At 51.0% G+C, this 23,500-nt stretch carries 28 protein-coding genes; 12 read left to right on the forward strand and 16 right to left on the reverse strand.

The annotated features are described in order from the left end of the window. Positions 1-56 precede the first annotated feature (56 nt). The 8 genes from der to BT142_RS09325 form a co-directional block, all read right to left on the reverse strand. Positions 57-1,391, reverse strand: coding sequence for a ribosome biogenesis GTPase Der (der, locus tag BT142_RS09290; protein ID WP_072417918.1), 1,335 nt, complete (start codon positions 1,389-1,391; stop codon positions 57-59). A gap of 81 nt (positions 1,392-1,472) precedes the next feature. Beyond that, complete coding sequence (locus tag BT142_RS09295) at positions 1,473-1,943, reverse strand: hypothetical protein (protein WP_139182209.1); 471 nt, start codon at positions 1,941-1,943, stop codon at positions 1,473-1,475. Continuing rightward, positions 1,927-3,231 carry a DUF512 domain-containing protein gene (locus BT142_RS09300; RefSeq protein WP_072417920.1) on the reverse strand — a complete coding sequence of 435 codons (1,305 nt, stop codon included), beginning with the start codon at positions 3,229-3,231 and terminating at the stop codon, positions 1,927-1,929. Before BT142_RS09300 ends, BT142_RS09295 begins: the two co-directional genes overlap by 17 nt. 110 nt (positions 3,232-3,341) lie before the next feature. Further along, positions 3,342-3,524 carry a 50S ribosomal protein L32 gene (rpmF, locus tag BT142_RS09305; RefSeq protein ID WP_072417921.1) on the reverse strand — a complete coding sequence of 61 codons (183 nt, stop codon included), beginning with the start codon at positions 3,522-3,524 and terminating at the stop codon, positions 3,342-3,344. Positions 3,525-3,547: 23 nt separating this feature from the next. Then, a complete protein-coding gene (locus BT142_RS09310) occupies positions 3,548-4,021 on the reverse strand; it encodes a YceD family protein (RefSeq protein ID WP_072417922.1) in 474 nt (157 codons plus the stop codon). Between the two features lie 150 nt (positions 4,022-4,171). After that, positions 4,172-4,576 (reverse strand): hypothetical protein, encoded by a 405-nt coding sequence (locus BT142_RS09315; RefSeq protein WP_072417923.1) that lies wholly within the window; start codon positions 4,574-4,576, stop codon positions 4,172-4,174. Positions 4,577-4,639: 63 nt separating this feature from the next. Further along, positions 4,640-5,971, reverse strand: a complete 1,332-nt coding sequence (locus tag BT142_RS09320; RefSeq protein WP_072417924.1) for a glucose-6-phosphate isomerase — start codon at positions 5,969-5,971, stop codon at positions 4,640-4,642. 143 nt (positions 5,972-6,114) lie between these two features. Next, positions 6,115-7,257 carry a D-alanyl-D-alanine carboxypeptidase family protein gene (locus BT142_RS09325; protein ID WP_072417925.1) on the reverse strand — a complete coding sequence of 381 codons (1,143 nt, stop codon included), beginning with the start codon at positions 7,255-7,257 and terminating at the stop codon, positions 6,115-6,117. Between the two features lie 274 nt (positions 7,258-7,531). Here BT142_RS09325 and rplM point away from each other — a divergent pair, with 274 nt between their 5' ends. From rplM to BT142_RS09365, 8 genes are all read left to right on the forward strand, one after another. Further along, the gene (gene rplM / locus BT142_RS09330; RefSeq protein WP_072417926.1) at positions 7,532-7,960 is read left to right on the forward strand and encodes a 50S ribosomal protein L13; all 429 of its coding nucleotides are present in this window, start codon (positions 7,532-7,534) and stop codon (positions 7,958-7,960) included. 20 nt (positions 7,961-7,980) lie between these two features. Continuing rightward, the gene (rpsI, locus tag BT142_RS09335; RefSeq protein WP_072417927.1) at positions 7,981-8,382 is read left to right on the forward strand and encodes a 30S ribosomal protein S9; all 402 of its coding nucleotides are present in this window, start codon (positions 7,981-7,983) and stop codon (positions 8,380-8,382) included. A 399-nt stretch (positions 8,383-8,781) separates the two neighbouring features. Next, positions 8,782-11,130 carry an ABC transporter permease gene (locus BT142_RS09340; protein ID WP_072417928.1) on the forward strand — a complete coding sequence of 783 codons (2,349 nt, stop codon included), beginning with the start codon at positions 8,782-8,784 and terminating at the stop codon, positions 11,128-11,130. Positions 11,131-11,142: 12 nt separating this feature from the next. Beyond that, positions 11,143-11,913, forward strand: coding sequence for an ABC transporter ATP-binding protein (locus BT142_RS09345; protein ID WP_072417929.1), 771 nt, complete (start codon positions 11,143-11,145; stop codon positions 11,911-11,913). Between the two features lie 102 nt (positions 11,914-12,015). Beyond that, positions 12,016-12,795, forward strand: a complete 780-nt coding sequence (locus BT142_RS09350) for a TatD family hydrolase (RefSeq protein WP_072417993.1) — start codon at positions 12,016-12,018, stop codon at positions 12,793-12,795. Between the two features lie 23 nt (positions 12,796-12,818). Continuing rightward, positions 12,819-13,511: an AzlC family ABC transporter permease gene (locus tag BT142_RS09355; protein ID WP_072417930.1), complete on the forward strand. Its 693-nt coding sequence runs from the start codon at positions 12,819-12,821 to the stop codon at positions 13,509-13,511. Next, entirely contained in the window at positions 13,512-13,811 is a 300-nt protein-coding gene (locus tag BT142_RS09360; protein WP_072417931.1) for an AzlD domain-containing protein, read from the forward strand. It begins immediately after the preceding gene. Positions 13,812-13,910: 99 nt separating this feature from the next. Beyond that, positions 13,911-14,513: a hypothetical protein gene (locus BT142_RS09365; RefSeq protein WP_072417932.1), complete on the forward strand. Its 603-nt coding sequence runs from the start codon at positions 13,911-13,913 to the stop codon at positions 14,511-14,513. A 74-nt stretch (positions 14,514-14,587) separates the two neighbouring features. Here the strand turns inward: BT142_RS09365 and BT142_RS09370 are convergent, their stop codons facing one another. From BT142_RS09370 to BT142_RS09405, 8 genes are all read right to left on the reverse strand, one after another. After that, a complete protein-coding gene (locus BT142_RS09370; RefSeq protein ID WP_072417933.1) occupies positions 14,588-15,253 on the reverse strand; it encodes a metallophosphoesterase in 666 nt (221 codons plus the stop codon). 39 nt (positions 15,254-15,292) lie between these two features. After that, the gene (locus BT142_RS09375; RefSeq protein WP_072417934.1) at positions 15,293-15,688 is read right to left on the reverse strand and encodes a cytidine deaminase family protein; all 396 of its coding nucleotides are present in this window, start codon (positions 15,686-15,688) and stop codon (positions 15,293-15,295) included. Positions 15,689-15,690: 2 nt separating this feature from the next. Continuing rightward, the gene (locus BT142_RS09380) at positions 15,691-16,209 is read right to left on the reverse strand and encodes a GNAT family N-acetyltransferase (RefSeq protein ID WP_072417935.1); all 519 of its coding nucleotides are present in this window, start codon (positions 16,207-16,209) and stop codon (positions 15,691-15,693) included. A 180-nt stretch (positions 16,210-16,389) separates the two neighbouring features. Then, the gene (rplS, locus tag BT142_RS09385) at positions 16,390-16,737 is read right to left on the reverse strand and encodes a 50S ribosomal protein L19 (RefSeq protein WP_072417936.1); all 348 of its coding nucleotides are present in this window, start codon (positions 16,735-16,737) and stop codon (positions 16,390-16,392) included. Positions 16,738-16,958: 221 nt separating this feature from the next. Beyond that, complete coding sequence (locus BT142_RS09390) at positions 16,959-17,672, reverse strand: TIGR03936 family radical SAM-associated protein (protein WP_072417937.1); 714 nt, start codon at positions 17,670-17,672, stop codon at positions 16,959-16,961. 29 nt (positions 17,673-17,701) lie between these two features. Beyond that, a complete protein-coding gene (locus BT142_RS09395) occupies positions 17,702-18,214 on the reverse strand; it encodes a GNAT family N-acetyltransferase (RefSeq protein ID WP_072417938.1) in 513 nt (170 codons plus the stop codon). After that, on the reverse strand, positions 18,211-20,073 hold the full coding sequence (locus BT142_RS09400; RefSeq protein ID WP_072417939.1) for a TIGR03960 family B12-binding radical SAM protein: 1,863 nt from the start codon (positions 20,071-20,073) through the stop codon (positions 18,211-18,213). The genes BT142_RS09395 and BT142_RS09400 overlap by 4 nt, the downstream gene beginning before the upstream one ends. 34 nt (positions 20,074-20,107) lie before the next feature. Continuing rightward, on the reverse strand, positions 20,108-20,434 hold the full coding sequence (locus BT142_RS09405) for a MazG nucleotide pyrophosphohydrolase domain-containing protein (RefSeq protein ID WP_072417940.1): 327 nt from the start codon (positions 20,432-20,434) through the stop codon (positions 20,108-20,110). A gap of 454 nt (positions 20,435-20,888) precedes the next feature. Between BT142_RS09405 and BT142_RS09410 the strand changes: the two genes are divergently transcribed. From BT142_RS09410 to BT142_RS09425, 4 genes are read left to right on the forward strand one after another with little or no spacing between them, the layout of a single operon-like run. After that, positions 20,889-21,269, forward strand: a complete 381-nt coding sequence (locus BT142_RS09410) for a cytidine deaminase (protein WP_092983141.1) — start codon at positions 20,889-20,891, stop codon at positions 21,267-21,269. Positions 21,270-21,318: 49 nt separating this feature from the next. Next, on the forward strand, positions 21,319-22,338 hold the full coding sequence (pheS, locus tag BT142_RS09415) for a phenylalanine--tRNA ligase subunit alpha (protein WP_072417942.1): 1,020 nt from the start codon (positions 21,319-21,321) through the stop codon (positions 22,336-22,338). Between the two features lie 3 nt (positions 22,339-22,341). Beyond that, positions 22,342-22,935: a hypothetical protein gene (locus BT142_RS09420; protein ID WP_072417943.1), complete on the forward strand. Its 594-nt coding sequence runs from the start codon at positions 22,342-22,344 to the stop codon at positions 22,933-22,935. Further along, positions 22,925-23,482: a hypothetical protein gene (locus BT142_RS09425; RefSeq protein ID WP_072417944.1), complete on the forward strand. Its 558-nt coding sequence runs from the start codon at positions 22,925-22,927 to the stop codon at positions 23,480-23,482. The genes BT142_RS09420 and BT142_RS09425 overlap by 11 nt, the downstream gene beginning before the upstream one ends. Positions 23,483-23,500 lie beyond the last annotated feature (18 nt).

The following is a 23,500-nucleotide window of genomic DNA, read 5'->3' on the forward strand; positions in this document are numbered from 1 at the left end:
TTTCCGAGCGCGGTGCTCAGACATCGGGATAAAAATCCTCAGCTTCTTTCATATCATCATGCCTTTACATCGTCGCGGTCACGCTCGCGCACCATCAGCACAATGGGCGTGCCGTCGAGCCCGAAGGTCTCGCGTATCTGGTTCTCAATGTATCTTCTGTACGAAAAATGGAACAGTTCCGCACGGTTGACGAACGCTACGAACGTAGGCGGCTTGGTCGATGCCTGCGTCATGTAGTATATCTTCAGACGTCTGCCCTTGTCAGAAGGCGGCTGAACACGCGCCGTCGCGTAGGCGAGCACGTCGTTGAGTCTGCCCGTCGGGATGCGGACTGCGTTCTGATGAGCGGTGTAGTTTATCTGCTCAAGAAGTTTATCCATGCGGGTGCCGTTTTTGGCCGACACAAACACGAACGGAACATAGCTCATGAAGCTGAAATCAACTTCGAGCTTCTTTTTGAACTCGTTCATCGTGTTGGTATCCTTCTCGATAGCGTCCCACTTGTTGACGGCTACAACGCAAGCCTTGCCCTTCTCGTGGGCGTAACCTGCCACCTTCGAGTCCTGCTCGGTAAATCCGACAGATGCGTCGATGACGATGACCGCAACATCGGCGCGGTCGACTGCCATATACGACCTCAGAACGCTGTAACGCTCGATGCTTTCGAGGACTTTCGACTTCTTGCGGATGCCTGCCGTGTCGATGAACACGAACTTGCCCTGCTCGTTCTCGACGTAGGTATCGGTAGCGTCGCGGGTAGTGCCTGCGATGTCGGAGACGATAACGCGCTCCTCGCCGCAAAGACGGTTGATTATCGAGGACTTGCCCACGTTAGGCTTGCCTATAACCGCGACCTTTACGACGTCCTCGCCGTAGTCCTCTTCCTCGCCCTCGGGGAGGTTTTTCAGAACTTCGTCAAGCAGGTCGCCTGTGCCGTGTCCGTGTACAGAGGACACCGCTATCGGGTCGCCGCATCCGAGGTTGTAGAATTCGTAGAACTCGGCAGGGGGTTCGCCGATAGAATCGCACTTGTTCACGCAAAGAATTATCGGCTTGTTGGAACGTCTGAGCATAGCCGCAACTTCCTCGTCTGTGGCAGTCACGCCGCAGGTGAGGTCGGTCACGAGGATTATTACGTCAGCACGGGTTATCGCAAGCTCAGCCTGACGGCGCATCTGAGAGAGGATAACATCCTGAGAATCGGGCTCGATACCGCCCGTATCTACGAGCATGAACTCATGTCCGAGCCACTCGCACTTTGAATATATTCTGTCACGGGTAACGCCGGGCGTGTCCTCGACTATCGAGAGACGCTGACCGATGAGCTTATTGAAAAGCGTGGACTTTCCCACGTTAGGTCTGCCGACTACCGCAACCAAAGGCATAGCCATAGGTATCATCTCCTATCCGTTTTTTGTACTTATAAGAAAAATGTCTTGAAATATCATATCGCCGAGATCGATAAATTATCTTCAGTCACCAAAGGTGTACATCACCGCGCCGAGGATAGCTCCGCCGAGGAAACAGGCTCCGAATATCCCGTCGAACAAGGCACTCGAACGTGACGTCTCGGCGCAGACGCAGGGACGTGTGGACTCGTTTCCGAGTACGTTCCTGCGCTTTTCGGGGTCGGCATGGACATAAACAGTCACCGTATCACCGACATTCGGAACATATCCCGGCTTTCCCGAAACACATTCGATAATGAGAGTTTCCTGCTTTCCGTCGAGGAACGCTTCGAGGTAAATGGTCGGCGAATGTCGGCTCGAACCGAGTATCTTCACGACCTTTGCCTGTGCTTCGAGGGGGTACTTCCGCTTGTAGCCGCCCGCGTAGAAGCGGCTGAGCATCAGAAAGAATATGCCGACCGCCGCCATAAGCGCCATAAAACCGTAGATCACCAGTTCGTCGGGCATCAGCGTCACCTCACCATTCGATTCCAAGCACCGCGTCGAGGTACTCAAAGCCGTCGTTCGCGACGGGAGTCACCTTGACATTCAGCGCGGATATCACGTCGTCGATATGCTTGTCGTCGAGGAAGATCGGCTCGTCAGCCTTGAGCATCGCCTTCGAGATCAGAAGTTCGTCGCCGAGATCGAGGGGCTTCAGCTGATCGATCAGGTCGCCTGCCGTAATCAGACCTGTGACGGTTATTGTCTCGCCGAAAAAGCGGTTTAGGATCGGTACGACCTGCACGGTCACATCCGGGAATGCCGCCATGATGTCCTCGGCAAGCGAGCGCTGAACGGGGGCGACAGCAGTTCCGCAGGCGATCGTGACCTTGCGTTTTCCGCCGTCATACTCGGCCATTTCGATAGCCGAATGAACCTCGTCGATCAGTGAACGGCACAGTCCGACGCCGTTTTCGTACTGGGGGTAATCCTCGTAAAACTCGCCCTCGGGTAGCGGTCTGCCTGCCGTCAGGTAAAATTCATCGGCGGCAAAAGCCATCTTTGTGCCGAACTCGGCTAAGCATTTTTCCTGCACCTCGCCGATGATGTCGATGACCTCGCCCGCGCCCTTTGAATCGAAGATGTCGAGATGCGGCAGTCCCTCGCGGAACTTTGTCACACCGACAGGAACGATCGCCACCGACTGGATATGCGGCATCAGCGAATAGAGGTCGTTCAGCGTGCGGCGAAGTTCATCGCCGTCGTTGTAACCGGGGCAGCAGACGATCTGGCAATTGAGCATAAGTCCGCTGTCAGCGATCATCTTGATGTACCGCAGTTTGTCGCCCGCAAATCGGTTGTGCATCATCTTGCAGCGCAGTTCGGGATTGGTCGTGTGGACCGAAACGTTGATGTTGAGTCTCATGTCGATTATGCGCTGAACGTCACGATCGGTGAGGTTCGTAAGGGTCACGTAGTTTCCCTGCAAAAACGACAGACGTGCGTCATCGTCCTTGAAATAGAGGGTCTCACGCATTCCCGGCGGCATCTGGTCGATGAAACAGAAGATGCAGTTATTGGAGCAGGAGCGCTTTCTGTCCATCAAAAAGGACTCAAACTGCATACCTAAGTCATCGTATTCCGACTTGCGGATACGGGTCTTATGCTGCTCGCCCTCACGTTCGTAGACAATGACCGTACTGTTTTCGGCGGCATAAAACATATAATCGAGCACATCCTCGATCTCGTGCCCGTTTATTGAAATGAGTGTATCTCCCGATTTCAGACCCGCGCGTTCTGCGTGGCTTTTCGGGTCGATGCCTGTGATCTGGACCGCCATGATCTGCTCCTTTTTGCAAAATGAAAGGCAGAGAAGGAAAACCCTCCTCTGCCCGTAGAAAACACCTTAAATGCTTCTAAAAGCTCCGCTGTCAGCGGAGGTGAGCATCATCAGTTTTCCTTGCTGATGACCTCTACGCCCTTGTAATAACCGCAGTTCTTGCAAACTCTGTGGGGCGAGGTGAGCTCGCCGCAGTTTGTGCATCTGCTGAGGGCGGGTGCTTCGAGCTTCCAGACGTTAGAACGTCTCTTGTCACGTCTTGCCTTAGAAGTCTTTCTCTTAGGTACTGCCATTTTGGCACCTCCTTACCGTCATATCATAAACTCTCACTATGCTCGCAGGCTCCTTCATTTAGATCCTTTCCGCATACGGGACACAAGCCTTTGCAGTCCTCTTTGCAGAGGATCTTCGTCGGCAGCCCGAGCTTCATATCTGTCAGAGCAAGCTCGCTCACATCAAGCGTCTTATCGGGGCAGACAACATAGTCATCGTACTCATAGCCCTCGTCGTCCTCGTTATCGAGAGCGGTCACGAGAGTATGCGATACCTCGAATCTGTATTCCCTTACAAACGCTTTGGTGCACCTGTCGCAGATTTGTTCAAGCGACGCTGTAACAGTCATATCAAGGGTCACGACCCCTGCGCGGACTTTAACGCTGCCTTTTGCGGCAACAGGCGCGGCAAAGGAATCGTAAGGCTCAAGCTCCGCAAGAGTTTCGAGGGATATTTCCGCATCGAAATCGAGGAGCTGTTTCTGACCCTCAAAGATCTGTTTAAGCTGTAAGATCATAAACCGATCCCGTTCCTTTCGCCAAATGTAAGCCTACGGAGGTTCACCCGTAAACATCACAAATTACATTATAAACTAATAGGGCTGATTTGTCAAGCCCTTTTTGGTGATTTTTTCGGAAATTTTGCAATTTCTTTAAAAACCGCCTGATCAGTGGATGAAAGCCTTTACCTTATCGGGCAGCTCTTCGGTGTCAGCCGATACGGTGAATACGAGCTTAACGTCCTTAGCGAGTACAGAAACCTTCTCAAGCATAGCGCCGAGAGCATCGTAATCTCTGCCGCCGATGCGGAGGATGCCGTCAACATAGATCTGCTGGATATCGTAGTTGCCTGCGAGCAGACCTGCAACAAAACCATAGAAAGCGTCATAGCTGGTGATACCGAACTCCTCAGCATCAACGAGTCTTACCTTGGAGGGGATATCGTAGGTCAGCTTCATGCCTCTCTCGATGCATACTACGTAACCGGTAGCCTCTTCGGAAGCCTTAACTATAGCGTCAACAAGGATCTTGGTCTTGCCTGTGCCCTTTTTTCCGGGAATCAAATTGATCATAATTGAAACTCCTATCTGTCATATAGACATATATTTTCAGAGCGCGAACGCTCTTAAAGCCTTTTACTTTAACTTTGCCTCAAGCTCAGCCTTCATGGACTCATATCCGGGCTTGCCGAGCAGAGCGAACATATTCTTCTTGTAGCTCTCAACGCCGGGCTGATCGAACGGATTTACGCCGAGCATATAGCCGGAGATAGCGCAAGCCTTCTCGAAGAAGTAGATGAGCCATCCGATGGTCTCCTCGTCAACAGCGTCAAGCTCGAGAACGAGGTTGGGAACGCCGCCCTCGGTATGTGCGAGGATAGTGCCCTGATAAGCCTTCTCATTAACGACGCTCATGTTCTGGTTGGTCAGGAAGTTCAGACCGTCGAGGTTCTCAGCGTCGGGCTGGAGGAACAGGTCGCTTCTCTGAGACTTGATGTTGAGAACAGTCTCGAACATGATGCGGCTGCCGTCCTGGATGAACTGACCCAGCGAGTGGAGGTCGGTGGAGAATACTGCGGATGCAGGGAAAATACCCTTCTGATCCTTGCCCTCGCTCTCGCCGTACAGCTGCTTGAACCACTCGTTCATCATAGCGAACGAAGGATCGTAGCTGATGAGCATCTCAACGCTCTTGCCCTTATTATAAAGAATGTTGCGGAGAGCTGCATACTTGTAGCAGTCATTATCGTCGTTCTTAGCGTATGCTGCTCTTGCGTTTGCAGCGCCTGCCATCAGCTTGTCGATGTCGATGCCTGCAACAGCGATCGGCAGCAGACCAACAGCGGTGAGTACGGATAAACGTCCGCCAACGTCATCCGGAACTACGAATGTCTCATAGCCCTCAGTATCGGACAGGGACTTCAAAGTGCCCTTAGCCTTGTCAGTGGTAGCGAAGATGCGGTTCTTAGCTTCTTCCTTGCCGTACTTATCCTCAACGAGCTTCTTGAAGATACGGAACGCAAGTGCAGGCTCGGTAGTGGTACCGGACTTGGAGATAACGTTCACGCAAATATCCTTACCCTCACAGATGGAGAGGATATCGTTGAGATAAGCAGGGTTGATGCTGTTTCCGACATAGTAGATGTCGGGGGTATCTTTTTTCAGATTATTGTACATCGACGAGCGGAGAGCCTCGATAACAGCTCTTGCGCCGAGATACGAGCCGCCGATACCGATAACGATGAAAACATCGCAGGACTTCTTGATGCGCTCTGCGGCAGCATTTATGCGTGCGAACTCCTCTTTGTCATAGTTTACGGGGAGATCGACCCAGCCGAGAAAATCAGAGCCTGCACCGCTTCTCGATTCGAGAAGGTCATGTGCAGCAGTAACAAGAGGCTTGATGCGGTCAAGCTCATAGTCAGCGATAAACGGCTTTAAGTATTCCGAATTAAGTTTAACAGCCATGAAATATCTTTCCTTTCAGCGATCCTTTTTGATATACAGATAAACCTATATTTATTTTACCTGTAGTTTAATTATACAATATTTTTTTTGATATTTCAAGGGTTTTCGGGGCAAGGTTGAACATTTGGTGATTCTTAACAATATTATCTTCCAAAACTAAGCAAATTTAACAACGAACGCCTGACTGCGAAGGCAAGATCGGTGCGTTCTACGGTCTCGGCTGCGATCAATTCGATCGTCAGAAGAGTCGTATCACCGCTTTTGTAGGTCAGAGTGCCGAGCTTTTGTCCCTTTCTCACAGGAGCAGGTATATCTTCGGGGAGCTCGACGATGGGCTCCGAGCCGGCTGCAAAACCCGAAGCGGTCACGACTCCCCTGCTGTCGTCGGGTCTGATCCCGACTTTGGGTTTTCTGCCGTTTATGACCTTGATTTTCTTCGGGATTTCCTTCTTAATTTCGGGTCTGAAAATGCAAAAATTTGCAAAGGTACTGTCAAGTATTTTGCTTGCGTAAGATATTGAGCTTTCGATATCTTTGCAGCCGAGCAGGATTGTGCAGATGCTCATATTTCCTTTACTTGCCGCTATTGCAGCACCCACTCCATTCTTTTCCGAAGCACAGACTTTAAAGCCTGTCAGCCCTTTGTGAGACCTCACAAGTCTGTTATTATTGACAAGTTGTACATCTTTACATGATAAATTTTCCATCCACGTTATAAAATAGTCTGTAAGGTTTTTATACTTTACAAGATTCGAGCATAAAGCAGCGATGTCTCTCGCTGTCGAAGTGGTGTTTTCGTCCATTCCGGTGCAGTCTGCAAAGTGTGTCGAGGTCATCCCGAGACGTGAAGCCATCGAATTCAGCAGCTCGATATGCTTTTCCTCACTTCCCGAGATGTGCTCTGCAAGGCAGACGCAGGCATCGTTAGCGTTGCCGATTATGATAGATTTCAGCAGTTCTTCCACGGTTATCTTGTCGCCGACTTCAAGCCATATCTGAGTACCCTGCTCGGAGTTGGCATTCGCGGAGGTTATCGCCACGTCATCAAGCGAGATACTGCCGTTCTCAAGGCACTCGGCAGCTGCGAGAACGGTCATCAGCTTTGCCATGTGACCCATCGGACGCTGCTCGTCGGCTGACTTTTCATAGAGCACGGTCATGGTCTGCATTTCAACAACTATCGCACACTCTGCATCGCTCTCGGGGAAGGGTTCGGAAGGCTCTCCTATCGGCTGAACAAACATCACTGCCGCTGCCGCAGCGGAAAGAAGTCGTTTAATAAGCATAAGTCACTCTCCTATATATAGTATGGTTTGTCCGTTTTTCATAATAAAAATATGCGGCAGTGTGCGGTTTTAGCACTTTTGCAAAAGTGAAATGAAAACCGAGAAAGTGAGAGAATCGAAGAAAATAGGAGAGATTTAAAGAGTATGAGGGATATATATTGAAATATTTTCAAAAACCTCTTGACAAATCCAAAAAATGTGCTATAATATATATTGTTGTTTAACACAGACGTTTTATGCACACTAAGTGCAATAGGAAAAAGGAGGAAAAACTATGTCAACTTATATGCCCAAGGCAAGCGACATCGAGCGCAAGTGGTATATTATCGACGCTGAGGGGCAGTCCCTCGGACGTGTAGCTGCAAAGGCTGCACACATTCTCAGAGGCAAGCACAAGCCTACCTATGCTCCCCACGCTGATTGCGGTGATCACGTTATCATCATCAACAGCGACAAGGCAGTCCTCACCGGCAACAAGCTGAACGCTAAGACCTACAAGTGGCACACCGGTTGGATCGGCGGTCTCAAGGAGATCCAGTATTCCAAGCTGATGGCTGAGCAGTCCGACAGAGCTATGACTATCGCTGTTACAGGTATGCTCCCCAACACCACTCTCGGCAGAAAGGCTGCTACCAGACTCAGAGTTTACAAGGGTGCTGAGCACGACAATGCAGCACAGAAGCCCGTACCTTATGAGTTTTGATCGGAAAGGAGTAATTTAAAATGTACGAATCCAAGAATCCGTATTACTACGGCACAGGCAGAAGAAAGCACTCGGTTGCAAGAGTTCGTGTATTCGAAGGCACCGGCAAGATCACCATCAACGGCAGAGACATTGACGATTACTTCGGTCTTGAGACCCTCAAGCTCATCGTTCGTCAGCCCTTCGCCGTAACCAACACCAACGAGAAGTTCGACATCGTTGCTACCGTTTCCGGCGGCGGCGTTACCGGTCAGGCAGGCGCTATCAGACACGGTCTTTCCCGTGCTCTGCTCCAGTTCGATCCTGAGCTTCGTCCTACCCTCAAGAAGGAAGGCTTCCTCACCAGAGACCCCAGAATGAAGGAAAGAAAGAAGTACGGTCTGAAGGCTGCAAGACGTGCTCCTCAGTTCTCGAAGCGCTAACATTTCTTATCCAAGAGATAAAAATTCCCCTTTGGGAAACATACGCAAAATCGCCCCGAAGCTCGAAGTTTCGGGGCTTTTGTTATATACAGTGAATTGGTGAGAATCGGTGAAAATTCGACTGTAGCACTCACATAGCACTCCCATAGCACTCACTTTTTGGAGTGCATTTTTGGTGAGTGCTATGTTGATAAAGTTCTGAAATTTATTCGAGCAGGGTCTGGACTTTTTAGGGTGTGCGGAAGATTTGATGCTTACTGTCTATCAAAGCCCCACCTTCACTCAGCACCTTATCATGTGACTTTTCTATTAAATTAAAGACTTCTTAAGAATTAATATGATATAATAGAAGGAGAGAAAACAGCACAACTCTGCTGTGCAAGAAAAGAGGCAGCTGTCATGTTTTTCAGAATACTGAAAAAAGATCTGAAACGCAAAAAAACAATGAATATTGTGCTCCTGCTGTTCATTATCCTGTCTTCAATGTTCGCTTCTGCAAGCGCAAGCAACATAGCGGCGGTCACGGGTGGAATTGCGCTTTATTTCGATGAAGCCAATGTTCCTGATTATATCATAAATTATTTAGGCGAAAACGATGCGTATGAAAAAATTGCAGAACTCGACTGCGTGAGTGATCTCAGGGTCGAGCATCTCCTCTTTATTACGTCCTCAAGCAATTTCAGGTATAAAGGCAAGAAACTCGACAGCTTCATCGGTATCTCGAATATCATCAGCGCGGATGAAATGGCGATAAACTATTTCGATAAAGACAACAACATCATCAAGGAAGTCGAAAAAGGCACTTTCTACGCTACCGCCCCTTTCACCCACAACACAGATATAAAAGAGGGTGACGAGATCGAGATCGATGTATGCGATACCAAAATGAAAATGACCTACGCAGGACGTTTCAAAGGCGCAATCTTCAGCGCACTGCCGACCGCAAATCCTGTCCTGCTGTTCAATCCCGAAGATTTCAATAAACTAAGTGAAGAAGAGATCGTTCACTTTCAGAATTTCAGAAAGATCTATCTGAATTCTACCGACGAAGAAGCAGTAAAGAAGATAGCGGATGAATATGAGGGCGTAAGTCTTTATACAAGAGATAGCTATAAACTTGTCTATCTGTACGATCTGTTCGCAGCTTACATCATGATGGCTATAAGCATTGTGCTTATGGTAACAGCGTTCGCAGTGCTCAGATTTGCCATCGGGTTCACGATCACCGAGGAATTCCGCGAGATAGGCGTTATGAAGGCGGTGGGCATCAACAACAAAAGCATCCGCAGCCTGTATATCACAAAGTACTTTGCGATAGCGGTGGTCGGAGCCGCCATCGGGTTCTTCTGTTCGCTGCCTTTAGCGGACATGATGCTGAAAAACGTTACCGCCAATATGGTGCTCAGCAGCAATACCAACACTATGATCGGCCTTATCGGAACCGTTGCGGTAGTTATTATCATACTGATGTTCTGCTACCTCTGCACGCGCAATGTCAAGGATCTCTCGCCGATAGATGCGGTAAGAAACGGCCAGACAGGCGAACGCTTCGGGAAAAAGAGCGTACTGCATCTCGGCCGCTCGAAGCTGCCATCGACAGGCTTCCTTGCGCTCAACGACATTTTCAGCTCGCCGAAACAGTTTGCCATCATCACGGTGATATTCTCCCTCTGCCTGCTTATGATAACCTTGCTATCCAATTTCGCTCTGACGCTAAAGAGCGAAAATATACTCTGGCTGTTCGATGTACCGACCAGCGAAGCGCATATCCTCGATTCGGATTACCTTGTCGATACGTTATTAGATCAGGTCAACTGCGAAAAGATAATAAACGAGACCGAAAAAAAGCTTGCGGATAACGGAATACCCGCAAAGTGTACGATAACCTGCTCAAGCTCGTATAAAGTGACCAAGGGCGACAGATCGGGATCCATCACCTTCTCGATAACGAAGGGGCATACAGACGACGTTCTTCGAGTGGACGAAGGAAGTGCTCCGCAAAAGCCCGACGAGATAGCCATGACGGTGAGCGCTCTGAAAAGCCTTGATGCCGAGATAGGCGACACAATAACCGCAGAGATCAACGACAAAAAGTATGATTTCATCATCACGGGAAGATACTCCTCATTCTCTTCAAATTCAGCCTTCCTGTACAGGGATTTCGATCTCAGGAATATACCGTCAAACGGCTGTATGGGATTGCAGATACACTTTGAGGGCGACCCCGATACCGAAACGATAAACAAGAACATCGAAAAGGTAAAGGAGCTCTGCGACACCAACAAGGTGTACACATCTGCCGAGTTTATAAAGAAATTCACAGGGATCAGCGATACGCTCAACACCTTCAAGCACATGATGATAATAATAACTGTTATCGTAACGTTACTCATCGTTATCCTGATGGAGCGTTCCTTCATCTCGAAGGAAAAGAGCGAGATCGCACTGATGAAGGCGATCGGCATCGACAGTTTCAGCATAATATGTCAGCATACCCTAAGATTCACGATCGCGGCTGTCGCTGCCTGCATCATAGATTCGATCGTGCTGATACCTCTGAGCAATTTCGGACTGAATAAGATCTGTCTGCTGATCGGCGACGTTTCGGGCATAAAGTGCGACTATAACATTTTGGAAGTATTCGTTTGCGCTCCGCTTCTTCTCATCGGTATAACTGCCGCGGGCACTTTCCTGACAGCGCTTTACACCAACACCGTCAAGCCGAGCGACACCGCAAGCATCGAATAAGGAGGTAACACCGTGAATACTGTACTACAGACCAAGGGTCTCTGCAAGACTTATATAGTGAACAAGCACCAGAACAACGTTCTGAAAAATATCGACCTTACCATTTCTGAAGGCGAAATGGTGGCTGTCATGGGACCTTCGGGTTCGGGCAAATCCACACTGCTCTACTGCGTGTCGGGAATGGACAGAGTTACCGCGGGTGAGGTCATCTTCAACGGCAGGGACACTTCAAAACTCAAGGACAAGGAACTTGCCGAACTCAGGCTCGACGAGATGGGCTTCATCTTTCAGCAGATGTACATGATGAAGAATCTGAGCGTGCTTGACAACATCATCCTTCCTGCTGTCCGTTCAAAGAAGAATACCGAGAGCCGCAGGGAAACTGCCGAACGCGGACGCGCACTGATGCGAAAGCTCGGTATCGACGACATCGGCGAGAATGACATCAACGAGGTCTCGGGCGGTCAGCTACAGCGTGCCTGCATCTGCCGAAGCATGATAAACGACCCGAAGATGATATTCGCGGATGAACCTACAGGCGCTCTCAACCGCTCCAGCTCAGATGAGGTCATGAACGAACTGCTCTCCCTCAACCGCGAGGGAACGACCGTCATGTGCGTGACCCATGACCCGAAGGTCGCGGCAAAGTGCAGCAGAGTGCTCTATCTCGTTGACGGCGGCATCGTCGGGGAGAAAGAGCTGGGACACTTCGAGGGCGGCGACAAGGAGCTCCGCGACAGGGAAAGAGAGCTCAACAACTGGCTGATGGAACAGGGTTGGTAATTTTTTAACAATTAGCTATAGACAAAGTTTATAGTATATGCTATAATATAAAGTGGCTCTTCGATAACACGGAGAGTCACTTTAATGTTACGGGAGAAAAACATGAATATAAAATATTATGATATAGGGCTGAACCTGTTCTGCCGACAGTTCAAAGACCCTGACGGCATAATCGCAGCCGCCGAAAAAGCAGGGGTAAAGTGCATCCTCACGGGCAGCGATACCGATGAGAACCGCCTTGTGGCAGGTTACGTCGGCGGACACGGCCTGTACGGTACGGCAGGCATTCACCCCCACAACGCCGACCATGCCGATGAGAGCGATTTTACGGCTATCAGAAAATACGTCACGGAGAATGAGCGCATCGTGGCTGTGGGCGAATGCGGGCTCGATTACGACAGGATGTTCTCGACACGCGAGAATCAAATAGCGTGCCTCAGACGTCACATCGAGATATCAGCCGAGACAGGCAAGCCGATGTTCCTGCACGAACGTGACGCTGCCGACGACCTTATCGACTGTTTCGAGCCGTTCCCCGAGATATGCTCAAGGTCGGTGGTTCATTGTTTTACGGGCAGACGCGAGACGATAGAAAAATACCTTGAGATGGGATTCCATATCGGCATCACGGGCTGGATATGCGATGACAGACGTGCAGGCGACCTTCGCGAAGCGGTAAAGAGCCTGCCTCTCGACCGCGTTCTGCTCGAAACAGATGCGCCTTACCTCACGCCGCGCAACATCAAAGGGCTCGACCGCACGAACGTTCCGCAGAATATCGTTTACGTAGCACAGGAGCTGGCAAAGCACATGGGCGTGGACACCGACGAGCTCGAAGCGGCTGCAAAGCGCAATACCGAGCGTGTGTTCGGTATCGGATAAGCATGACGGCGGAGTGAGAAAAAATGAGTTTGACTTTTAAAAAGGGTCTGCTACACGGACTTCCGATAGGCGTGGGGTATCTGTCGGTATCATTCGGATTCGGGATACAGGCTGTCAGATGCGGCATCTCGGTCGCGGATGCGTCCATCATTTCCCTGACAAACCTGACCTCGGCAGGACAGGCGGCAGGCATTGACATCATCGCAGCGCAGGGCACACTTGCCGAAATGGCACTCGTCCAGCTGCTGATAAACCTGAGATACGCGCTGATGGCGCTGTCGCTTTCTCAGAAACTCGACAACAGCTTCGGATTTCTGCATCGGCTGATAGCTTCCTACGGCATCACCGATGAGATTTTCGCAGTCTGTGTCGGACAGGAAGAACCCGTCACGCCGAAGTATATGTACGGCGTTATCTCGGTGGCGACTGTCGGATGGGTGCTCGGAACATTTCTCGGGGCGCTCCTCGGCGAAATACTGCCCGCATCGGTTACAGCCGCCCTCGGGCTGATGCTGTACGGAATGTTCATCGCGATCATAATACCGCCTGCGAAAAAGCAGCGCAGCGTGCTGGCAGTCGTGATACTCGCGGCTCTGCTCAGCGTACTGTGCAAGTATCTTCTGCCGATGCTGACCAGCGGATTCTCCATCATCATCTGTGCGGCGGCGGCTTCGGTATTCGGAGCGCTGCTCTTTCCGAGAGAGGAGGACGCGTAAATGAGCATTGCCATATACATTCTCGTGATGGCAGGGGTGACTTACCTGATAAGGATGCTGCCCTTCACCTTCTTCACGAAGAAGATAGAATCGAGATTCCTGCGCAGTTTTCTTTACTACGTGCCATACGCCGTGCTCAGCGCCATGACCTTTCCTGCGATATTCTACGCTACGGGCAACACAGTTTCCTCGGCAGTCGGCACGGCAGCCGCGCTGATACTCGCATTCCTCGATCTTCCGCTGATAGCCGTCGCAGTCGCGGCGTCGGGAACGGCTTTCGTTACGGGGCTTTTTCTATAACGCTTTGTTTGTGCTTTCTGTGGTTTTTCTTTAGGGAGAACCTCCGCCAATAGCATTTCGACTTGAAACAGGTATAATAACGGTAAGAAGGAGCGGCGTATGAGAAAGAAAACGGAGATTATTACGGCGATAGCTTTTTTGATGCTTTCGGGGTGTGCTTCGGACAGCTCCGAGCCCGTTCAGACCGAAACGGCACCTGCTTCTGCCGCGTCAGTGACCACTGTCATCGAAACGGAAACGGTCACCGAGACTACTACCGAACTGACCGAACCCGTTTCATCGGCTGCGGAAGAGACAGAAACGAGCGCTGTTCAGACAGGTCTGCTGTCTTCCGCAGACGACATCGCGCTTTCTGACATCAGCGGTGACGGCAGCTGCTACTCGTTTGAGTACGGCGGCATAAGCTTCACGGCGAACTGTCAGCCCGACAACTGGCAGATAGTCGATTCGTACCTCATCACCAACAGAAACGACATGGTGGTGATATGTCAGGCGCTCATCGACATACAGCCCATCCACGGCAACGACTTCAAAAGCTACAGGACTGCCGAGGACATGGCTGACGAATGGGTGCAGCACAACCTCGCCTATGAGATGCTTCCCGACGGTCACAGGTGGAAAAGCCGCGCTAAGGACGTAGATTTCGACCCTGCGGATCAGGGAAAGTCAATGTACGAGATGTTCATTTCACGGACAAGCTGAAACGCATATAAGCAAAATGATCGGTATTGCCCGAACAGGCGATACCGATCTTCATTTTGCTTTCCTTTATTCCGTTATTCGATAGGAAGGACTCTGTCATAGAGAACGCTCACCTTGTCGATGTCCTTGTCAACGTGGAAATGGCCTGCATACCAGCGCTTGAAATCCAGCTCGCGGAGAAGCCACTCAAAGTACCCAGTGAGCTCCGCATCGTGGACGTCGGGCACTTTGCCGAGACGGATGATGGTGCTTTCGGGGATGTTGTGGGTCAGCACATAATCGACCTTCTTACCGATGCGCTCAAGGGTCTTTGAGGCGTTGTCGTAGTCTTCCTTCGACGGCTTTTCCTCCTTCCACCAGCTGAAATGCTCGGTGCGCATAGGCTTATCAACAGAGTAAGCTCCTCCGAAGGCGAAGAAGCTCCTGCCCTCGATAGTGAAGCACTCCCCTCTCATCATGTGGAAGATGTTTCTGCCGACCTGATGGGCTTTGCCGCCGTTCCAGTCGATGACAGGATACTGTCCGAGCAGGTCGAAGTTTTCATGATTTCCGTCAACAAACGCGATGGTGAATTTTTCGTCCTGCAAGTGCTTGAGCCTTATCCTGCTGCTGACATCATCCCATACGAATCCGAAGTCTCCGCAGATAATGAGGGTGTCGCCCTCACCGATCTTGATGTCACGAAGCCTGTAAAGCATTTCGTCATAATAGCCGTGGGTATCTCCTGTTACGTAGATCATAAATGATCGACCTCCTTCTGAAAAATTTTAAATCGAATATTATTTTATCCACCACTCGGGAGTAAGCTCGCCGAGGGTCATTATCCTGCCTGTTTCCATATCCATCATGATCTCGATATCCTGATATCTTCCCGGCATCAGCTGGACCATCAGCTCTCGGCAGGCGCCGCAGGGGGCTCCCGAACTGCCGTCGGGAAGAATAGCGAGCACCTTGTCGATCTCATACTCACCGTTCGTTATCATGTTGAAAATGGCGTTTCTTTCGGCACAAATGCCGAGTGTTGAAGCGGTGTCTATGCAGACACCCGTGTATATCTTCCCCGACTTCGACAGCACAGCCGCCGATACCTCGCCGCCCGAAACGTAGTCCGAGATCTGTCTGAAGCCCTTGACTGCGGCAGCGGCTTCGTACATCTCATTCCAGATCTTATCCATCATTATCTCCTTATGATATATCTGTTTACTGTGAATGTTGTGTTTTTCAGCGGAAAAAGCTCCTCATCGGTGCGGACAAGTTCACCGCCGCATTTTTCGATAACACGGTTTGAACCGATATTCTCACGAACCGCGTCGATATGTATCCGCTCGTATCCCTGCTCAAAAAGATACCCGACCACCTTTTTGCAGGCTTCGGTCATGATGCCCCTGCCCCAGTATGCCCTTGAAAGAGCGTAACCGATAACAGGTTCGCCATCGAGATACCCGACCACGTCTATGCCGCCGATCAGCTTATGTTCGCTTTTCAGCTCAACAGCAAAATTCAGACGTTCGGGCTTTTCGTATTCCTTCACCCACATATCCACGATCGATGCTGACACATCAACGCTCGTGTGGGTGTCCCATGTCAGGTACTTTGAGACCTCGGGGTCGCTTGCCCAGTTGTCATATACCGCCTGCGCATCCGAAGTCTCGAAGGGTCTCAGCAGCAGACGTTCTGTTTCCAATGTTAATTTCATAATGTCTCCTGTTCCGATGCGCGGCTGTTGTGCGGAGATCAGCAAATATTTTTTCAGATTCCTTCTCAAAACAGCACACATCTGTTCTGTAATTATCAATACACCCCGCAAGTACGATTCAATAACAAAAAAAATGAGCCGATGCCTAAAAAAGCATCGGCTCACATCATCAAGCTGGAATTACTTGATAGCTTCCTTTACCTTAGCAGCCTTACCCACTCTGTCACGCAGGTAGTACAGCTTAGCGCGGCGTACCTTACCGGGTCTTACGATCTCTACCTTCTCAACAGACGGAGAATGTACAGGGAAAACTCTCTCGATACCGCAGCCGTGTGCTACTCTTCTTACTGTAAAGGTCTCGCTGATGCCGCCGTGCTTCTTTGCGATGATAGTACCCTCGAAGATCTGGATACGGCTGGGCTTGTCGCCCTCCTTGATCCTTACGTGTACCTTAACAAGGTCGCCGACGTTGAGTACGGGCAGCTCCTTCTTTAAGCTGTCCTGTGCGATGAGCTTTAATGCGTCCATTACTAAAACCTCCTGATGATTTTCAGACATTCATACGCCTTACGGCTCATTCACCCGAACGAGCAAGGTCAGAGGACTGTCCGCTTTAATGTCGTGCTGCGCACCTTTTGCCGCAGCTTGGCATTAACTCCCGTCTGAGAAAGTACAGACGGATGCCGTTTTCACGGCACTTCAAATGCTTAACTATTATACCATATTATCCAGCGCATTTCAATAGGCACTTATACAAAATCAGCGCCATTAACCGCAAGAATTTTTGTGCGTGTTGTATATATCTGTTCGGGCTCACATTCCGCGTAAGCAAAAAACGCGTCAGTAACTACCGAAGTGTTGAGGTTGAACTCCCCGCCCGCGGGAAGACGCAGTTTCAGATGCAGAATATTCCCGTCAGCTTCGGCGGAAACAACGGTGATATGCGGCTTTATGTCGATAAGCTTCACACCGGGCTGTTTTCTGCCCTTTTTCGGCTTGGTGCGCTTCTCGATGAGTATCTCATCCTGCGAGATGAAACCCTCCCACTTCGCAAGCATTTCATCGGCAGAAGAAGACAGCTCCGCTGCAATATCATACTCGGCGGCGGCTATCTCGGTATGCTTCATCACCGGACGTGCCGCGTTAACAAAGTACAGACCCTCGGGCATCGAGGAATTCAGCATCTCCACGACCTTGTCGAATGGGATGTCCTCGGTCAGCGCTACGTCGAGTATTTCGATCCTGCTGTCTGTGCCGAGGGGCAGCGCGAGCGGAAACATAAGGTACGCGTGGGGATTGAAGCCCTGCGTATACCATATCGGCACTTTCGCTCGCTTGATGGCACGCTGCATCGTGCGCATGAGATCGAGGTGCGAAATATACCGCGCTCTGCCCTCTTTAGCGAAGGTCAGGCGGTAATCCCACCGCTCGACTATTAGATTCTGATTTTTTGGCATCAACATATTATCACTACCGTTCGGTCAATAAACGTTCATGGCTTTCTGAGGTCAAGATACATCAGGTCGAAGTCGATGTATTCGCCGTCTATCCTGAAATAGGCGGGCGACCTGCCAAACCTCACGAAGCCGTATTTTTCATATAGATGTATGGCGGCTGAGTTATCGCTTCTCACTTCGAGGTCGATGATCTCCGTGCCGCTCTCCTCTGCAAAGGCTATGAGCTCTTCCATCAGCATACTGCCGACTCCCCTGCCCCAGTACGCCTTTCTCACGGCGATACCGAGTTCTGCGCGATGAGACATCCGTCTCGGGAGTGCTGTCAGACTCGCGTCGCCGATTATCTCACCGCCGAGCACAGCGACAAGCTCCGTGCTTCGTTTATCGGCAAGCACACTTTCCAGATAATCCCTCTCGCTATCGGCTGTTATCGGAAGCCCCTCGGCTCCGAACGTGAGATTATCGCTCTCGCCGCCGATGGCTTTCAGGTATTCTATCATCGCTTCCGCGTCCGCGGCGGCCGCTTCACGTATAATCAGCTCGCTCATAAGTGCTGTGTACCTTTGCAGTAAGTTCCGCCGTAGCCGCTGCCGATGCCGCAGCCCGAACAGCCCTCTGCACAGTTGCGGGTCGTCACCGCCTCATGAGCCTTCTTGTTCTCGCGGATGAGGAATTCCCTCGAAACAAGATAATCAAGGTGCGACCAGGGCATGACTTCATCATATCCGCGGCGGCGGTTTGCGTAAAACTCCCTGTCGATACCGCACTCGGTGAACGCCTCATCCCAAAGATCGGGGCGGAAATGCTCGTCCCAGCTGTCGAGGGTGCAGCCCTTTTTCCACGCTGTGTAGATGACATCGCAGATGCGCCTGTCACCCCTCGCGAGCACCGCTTCGAGCATCGAAACAGGCTGCTGATGGTAGGAGAAACGTATCTTCTTCGACTTGATAGCGTCGATTATCAGCTTCTGCTTGCGTTCGATATCCTCGGGCATAGCCTGCGGCTCGAACTCGAAGGGCGTGAAGGGCTTCGGCACGAATGTCGCGGTCGAGACAGACACCTGAATCGAGCTTGCCCTGACCTCACGCGGAGTCGAGTAGTACAGATCTACGACCTTATGAGCAAGGTCGGCGATACCCAGCACGTCCTCGTCGGTCTCCTCGGGCAGACCGAGCATGAAATACAGCTTGACCGTACCGTAGCCTGCTTCAAACGCCATCTTGCAGGTGTGCATTATCTCGTCCTCGGTGATGTTTTTGTTTATGACGTCGCGCAGGTGTTGAGTGCCTGCTTCGGGAGCGAATGTAAGTCCGCTTTTTCGGACACTTGCTATCTTTTCGAGAAGCTCCTCACTGAACTTGTCGATGCGAAGGCTCGGCAGGGAGAGGTTGATGTTCTCGCTGTCGGTGTAGCCTGCAAGGGTATCGAGAAGCGTTTCTATCTGCGGATGGTCGCTGGTCGAAAGAGAGGACAGCGACACCTGCTCGTAACCCGTCTGCTCGCAGAGACACTTCGTCTGGTGTTCGATAGTACCGATGCTCTTTTCGCGGAAGGGACGGTAGATAAAGCCTGCCTGACAGAACCTGCATCCTCTGATGCACCCTCTGAGCACTTCCACAACAGCACGGTCGTGAACGATGGACGTAAACGGAACAACAAAGCTCTCGGGGTAGTAGGAATGTTCAAGGTCGGTGATGACACGCTTTTTAACGGTCTCGGGAACGCCCTCGCGGTTCGGCTTCACCGACTCCACAGTGCCGTCCTCATTGTAGCTGACGTCATAGAAAGAAGGCACATAGATGCCGTCTATCTTCGCGGCTTCGCGCAGGAATTCCTCCTTCGACAGATGCGATGGCTTCATGCGCTCGTAAAGCTCCATCAGCTCGCAGTTGACCTCCTCGCCCTCGCCGATGATGAACAGATCGAAGAAATCCGCCATAGGCTCGGGGTCACATACGCAGGGGCCTCCGCCGACGACTATCGGCGTAAGCTCGTGACGGTCACGCGAATGCACGGGCAGACCTGCAAGGTCGAGCATTTCGAGAACGTTCGTGTAGCTCAGCTCGTACTGGAGCGTGAACCCGATGAAGTCAAAATCCCGTATCGGGTCAAGACTTTCGAGAGCGTAGAGCGGTATGTCGTTCTCGCGCATCTTCTGTCCGAAGTCTTTTTCGGGCATGAAAACGCGCTCGCACCACCAGTTCGGACGGCTGTTTTTCAGTCCGTAGAGTATCTTCATACCGAGGTGGCTCATGCCGACGTCATACACGTCGGGGAAACAGAACGCAAAGCGCACATTCACCTGCGACTTGTCCTTGACCACCTGACCCAGCTCACCGCCGATATACCGTGCGGGACGCTGTATTTTCAGCAGGAGCTTTTCTATTTTTTGCTGTATTTCTTTCATGTTAAATGTCCTTTTTCGCCGTAATGATCCAAGCTCACCAGCGCTTCATATTCTTCTCAAACTTGCTGACATATGTTCTTTTAAGTTCTTCCGCGGTTATTCCGTAGCAGAGCAGAACATCGTTATAGTACATCAGCACATCTGCCAGTTCCTCCACAAGATGACTGCGGAGTTCTTCGTCACTGCTTGCGGTCTCGCCGCCGTGTTTTTTCACGATATCTATGACTTCGCCGATCTCTCCGATCATCCACAGCAGCTTGTTCTTACCTGTTTCGGGCGAGATCTCTTCCCATTTGTTCTTGTATTTTTCCTGAAGCGACCTCTGCATCCCGAGCATTTCGCCGACACTGAAATCTTCCATCAACATACCTCCGCGGAACACGTTATAAACTCTATATAATTATACCATATTATACGGACCGCTGTCAAGTTTCGCAGGGGCGGGAGAGAGCGAACGAAAATCTGTAAATTTTTTGTAAAACCCTTGCAATCGTAGAAAAACCGTGATATAATGTATCTGTATGAAACGCTTTGACCGAACACAGTAAGTCGGCAGAAATGCTTTTTCAGAGAGGGTGCGCCATTGGCTGAAAGCGTCCCCGAAGTCAGTCTGCACGACCGAATTTCATTCGTGAGCGGCTATGCCGAAACCGCGGACGCGGCAAGTAAGCACAGACGTATACCTGCGTTAAGGGACGTGAGAGTGACAGCTCTCGGGAACGATATGGGTGGTATAACAACGCTTTTGATGAAGCCTTGTCCCGTATTGGGGCAGGGCTTTTTTAGTTCACAGAATACGGAAAGAGGTCGGTTTTATGACAGATAATGAACTTCTCACGCTTGCGGAAAAGGCTTCCGAAAAGGCATGGTGCAAGTACTCGGGATTCTCTGTCGGTACGGCACTTCTATGTGAGGACGGGACGGTGTTCACAGGGTGCAACATCGAGAACGGCTCTTATTCGCTGACCATCTGCGCGGAACGTACCGCAATTTTCAAGGCTGTGTCCGAGGGTCACACTTCGTTTTCGGCTATCGCGATAGTCGGCGGCGCTGACGGCGACCTTTCAGAGCCTTGCTTTCCGTGCGGCGCCTGCCTTCAGGTCATGAGTGAATTCTGCGGCGGAGACTTCCGTATAGTTCTCTCTGACGGCGTTTACACGCTGAACGACCTTATGCCGAGAAGATTCGCACTGTGACATTTCGCACACGGTATCAATAATGCAATATTTTATTAGGAGGATAAATATGAACGAACAGCTGAAAGCTATCGAGGAAAAGGCACGCGAGGAACTCGCGAAAGCCGCTGACCTCAAAGCACTTGACGAGATCAGAGTTAAGTTTCTTGGAAAGAAGGGCGAGATCACCGCTATCCTGAAACAGATGGGCAAGCTCTCCCCCGAAGAGAGACCCGTTATCGGACAGCTCGCGAACAAGGTACGCGCTGAGATCGAGGAGGCACTGACTTCCGCTCAGAACAGCCTGAAGAGCATGGCTGCTGCCAAAAAGCTCGAAGCAGAGCGCATCGACGTTACCCTTCCCGGAAAGGCTCCGAGACTCGGTACCGCTCACCCGCTCAACGCTACACTTGCAGAGGTCGAAGAAGTATTCCTCGGCATGGGCTTCGACATCGTTGAAGGCCCCGAAGTCGAGACCGACCACTACTGCTTCGAGGCACTCAATATGCCCAAGCATCACCCCGCACGCGATACTCAGGACACCTTCTACATCAACGAGAACGTGCTGCTGAGAACTCAGACTTCTTCCGTTCAGATCCGTACAATGGAAAAGATGAAGCCCCCGATACGCATCATCTCTCCGGGACGCGTTTACCGCTCCGACGCTGTTGACGCGACCCACTCGCCGCTGTTCCACCAGATCGAGGGTCTCGTTATCGACAAGGGCATCACGATGGCTGACCTCAAGGGCACTCTTGAGCTGCTGCTCCGCAGGCTCTATGGCGAGGACACCCAGCTGAGATTCCGTCCCCATCACTTCCCCTACACCGAACCTTCCGCCGAGGTAGACCTCATGTGCTTCAACTGCCGCGGAAAGGGCTGCTCCATGTGCAAGGGCGAGGGCTACGTTGAGCTGCTCGGCTCGGGCATGGTACACCCGAAGGTGCTTGAGGGCTGCGGTATCGACCCCGAGGTATATTCCGGATTTGCGTTCGGTATCGGTCTGGAGCGCATCACGATGGGCAGATACAGCATCAACGATATGCGTCTGCTCTACGAGAACGATATGCGCTTCCTGAACCAGTTCTGATCTATGAAAGAGCTGCGCAGAAGATATCTCTCATCTGCGAAATTCTATCTGTTCGCGTATGCGATACTGTATTTTCTGCCTGTACTCATGTGGTACAGGGTCACGAGCCAGCGCTTCCCGACCGTCTCGGGCAGGGTGCTCGTCATATACTCGGCTGTCATGCTCGCTGTCATCGTGACCGACGCTGTGACAAGGTATGCAAGGTTCATGCGTCAGGTCAGAGGGCTCACTCCCGGAGAGCTTGAAAGGCTCGTAAATTCCCTCGGGAACTGCCCCTCGTACAAAACTCCGCTCGGCATGATATACCTTGCAGACGGAGCATTATACTACACGGGCGGGCACATTCTCCCCTACCCCGAGATCGAGGAGATAGAGCTTCGGACAAGCGAGACTGACACAATAAACGTTCATCACATTTACATACACTGCCATGACAGACGGCGCCGATACATTCCCGCAACAGCACGGACGCTCCCAGAGAGCTTCGATGCAGAGATAAAAAAGAAAAACAGCGGTATAGAAGTGAACAGAACGTTCAAACCTGCTTTCGGCAGGAAGAGAAATACATACAACAAGGAGAATACAAATGAAAAATGATGTTACCCAATGCTGGTTCTATCAGCTCTGCAAGAAATCCTGTGCAAAAGACGTAGGCTTTATCTTTGTCGGGGCGGCGCTGATACTGGTGTGCCTGCTTCTGTTTAAGATAGTTTTCAGCACCTACCAGATAATCGGCATCGTGTTGGGCGGTGCGCTCATAGTCAGCGGTCTTTCGGCTTTCTTCAAGAAATTGCCGAAGGTCAGAGCTTTTCTTGAGGGTATGCCTGCCGAATGGCTCGCGACACTCGGGAACGTTCCCCCGCAGGACTGGTACAAGACATTCTACTTCACACAGTATTATCTCTGTATCCCCAGCGAATACATCATGGTGAGATACTCCGACATCACAGAGATTCAGATACAGAGAAAGCTCACGAACAATGTGACATCGGGCTACAGCGTGGTGTTCACCATTGCAGGCAGATCGGACTGTCTCAACGTTCCCGTGCTGGACTGGAAGAGCTTCGGCACAGGCGCTGACAAGCTCGTCGAGGAGATAAACAACCGAAAGCTCGCAATGATGCAGAGCACACAGGAAAACTAATAATGAAAGGATAAATTA

Origin of the sequence: Ruminococcus sp. YE71, assembly GCF_900119155.1 — a bacterium.
Classification (GTDB): Bacteria; Bacillota; Clostridia; order Oscillospirales; family Ruminococcaceae; genus YE71.

Bases quoted from the DNA above. Each gene is read 5' to 3' on its own strand.
- der (WP_072417918.1), bottom strand. From the start codon at position 1,391: ATGGCTATGCCTTTGGTTGCGGTAGTCGGCAGACCTAACGTGGGAAAG.
- BT142_RS09300 (WP_072417920.1), bottom strand. From the start codon at position 3,231: ATGGCGGTCCAGATCACAGGCATCGACCCGAAAAGCCACGCAGAACGC.
- rpmF (WP_072417921.1), bottom strand. From the start codon at position 3,524: ATGGCAGTACCTAAGAGAAAGACTTCTAAGGCAAGACGTGACAAGAGA.
- BT142_RS09310 (WP_072417922.1), bottom strand. From the start codon at position 4,021: ATGATCTTACAGCTTAAACAGATCTTTGAGGGTCAGAAACAGCTCCTC.
- BT142_RS09315 (WP_072417923.1), bottom strand. From the start codon at position 4,576: ATGATCAATTTGATTCCCGGAAAAAAGGGCACAGGCAAGACCAAGATC.
- BT142_RS09320 (WP_072417924.1), bottom strand. From the start codon at position 5,971: ATGGCTGTTAAACTTAATTCGGAATACTTAAAGCCGTTTATCGCTGAC.
- BT142_RS09325 (WP_072417925.1), bottom strand. From the start codon at position 7,257: ATGCTTATTAAACGACTTCTTTCCGCTGCGGCAGCGGCAGTGATGTTT.
- rplM (WP_072417926.1), top strand. From the start codon at position 7,532: ATGTCAACTTATATGCCCAAGGCAAGCGACATCGAGCGCAAGTGGTAT.
- rpsI (WP_072417927.1), top strand. From the start codon at position 7,981: ATGTACGAATCCAAGAATCCGTATTACTACGGCACAGGCAGAAGAAAG.
- BT142_RS09340 (WP_072417928.1), top strand. From the start codon at position 8,782: ATGTTTTTCAGAATACTGAAAAAAGATCTGAAACGCAAAAAAACAATG.
- BT142_RS09350 (WP_072417993.1), top strand. From the start codon at position 12,016: ATGAATATAAAATATTATGATATAGGGCTGAACCTGTTCTGCCGACAG.
- BT142_RS09355 (WP_072417930.1), top strand. From the start codon at position 12,819: ATGAGTTTGACTTTTAAAAAGGGTCTGCTACACGGACTTCCGATAGGC.
- BT142_RS09360 (WP_072417931.1), top strand. From the start codon at position 13,512: ATGAGCATTGCCATATACATTCTCGTGATGGCAGGGGTGACTTACCTG.
- BT142_RS09365 (WP_072417932.1), top strand. From the start codon at position 13,911: ATGAGAAAGAAAACGGAGATTATTACGGCGATAGCTTTTTTGATGCTT.
- BT142_RS09370 (WP_072417933.1), bottom strand. From the start codon at position 15,253: ATGATCTACGTAACAGGAGATACCCACGGCTATTATGACGAAATGCTT.
- BT142_RS09375 (WP_072417934.1), bottom strand. From the start codon at position 15,688: ATGGATAAGATCTGGAATGAGATGTACGAAGCCGCTGCCGCAGTCAAG.
- BT142_RS09380 (WP_072417935.1), bottom strand. From the start codon at position 16,209: ATGAAATTAACATTGGAAACAGAACGTCTGCTGCTGAGACCCTTCGAG.
- rplS (WP_072417936.1), bottom strand. From the start codon at position 16,737: ATGGACGCATTAAAGCTCATCGCACAGGACAGCTTAAAGAAGGAGCTG.
- BT142_RS09390 (WP_072417937.1), bottom strand. From the start codon at position 17,672: ATGTTGATGCCAAAAAATCAGAATCTAATAGTCGAGCGGTGGGATTAC.
- BT142_RS09395 (WP_072417938.1), bottom strand. From the start codon at position 18,214: ATGAGCGAGCTGATTATACGTGAAGCGGCCGCCGCGGACGCGGAAGCG.
- BT142_RS09400 (WP_072417939.1), bottom strand. From the start codon at position 20,073: ATGAAAGAAATACAGCAAAAAATAGAAAAGCTCCTGCTGAAAATACAG.
- BT142_RS09405 (WP_072417940.1), bottom strand. From the start codon at position 20,434: ATGGAAGATTTCAGTGTCGGCGAAATGCTCGGGATGCAGAGGTCGCTT.
- BT142_RS09410 (WP_092983141.1), top strand. From the start codon at position 20,889: ATGACAGATAATGAACTTCTCACGCTTGCGGAAAAGGCTTCCGAAAAG.
- pheS (WP_072417942.1), top strand. From the start codon at position 21,319: ATGAACGAACAGCTGAAAGCTATCGAGGAAAAGGCACGCGAGGAACTC.
- BT142_RS09420 (WP_072417943.1), top strand. From the start codon at position 22,342: ATGAAAGAGCTGCGCAGAAGATATCTCTCATCTGCGAAATTCTATCTG.
- BT142_RS09425 (WP_072417944.1), top strand. From the start codon at position 22,925: ATGAAAAATGATGTTACCCAATGCTGGTTCTATCAGCTCTGCAAGAAA.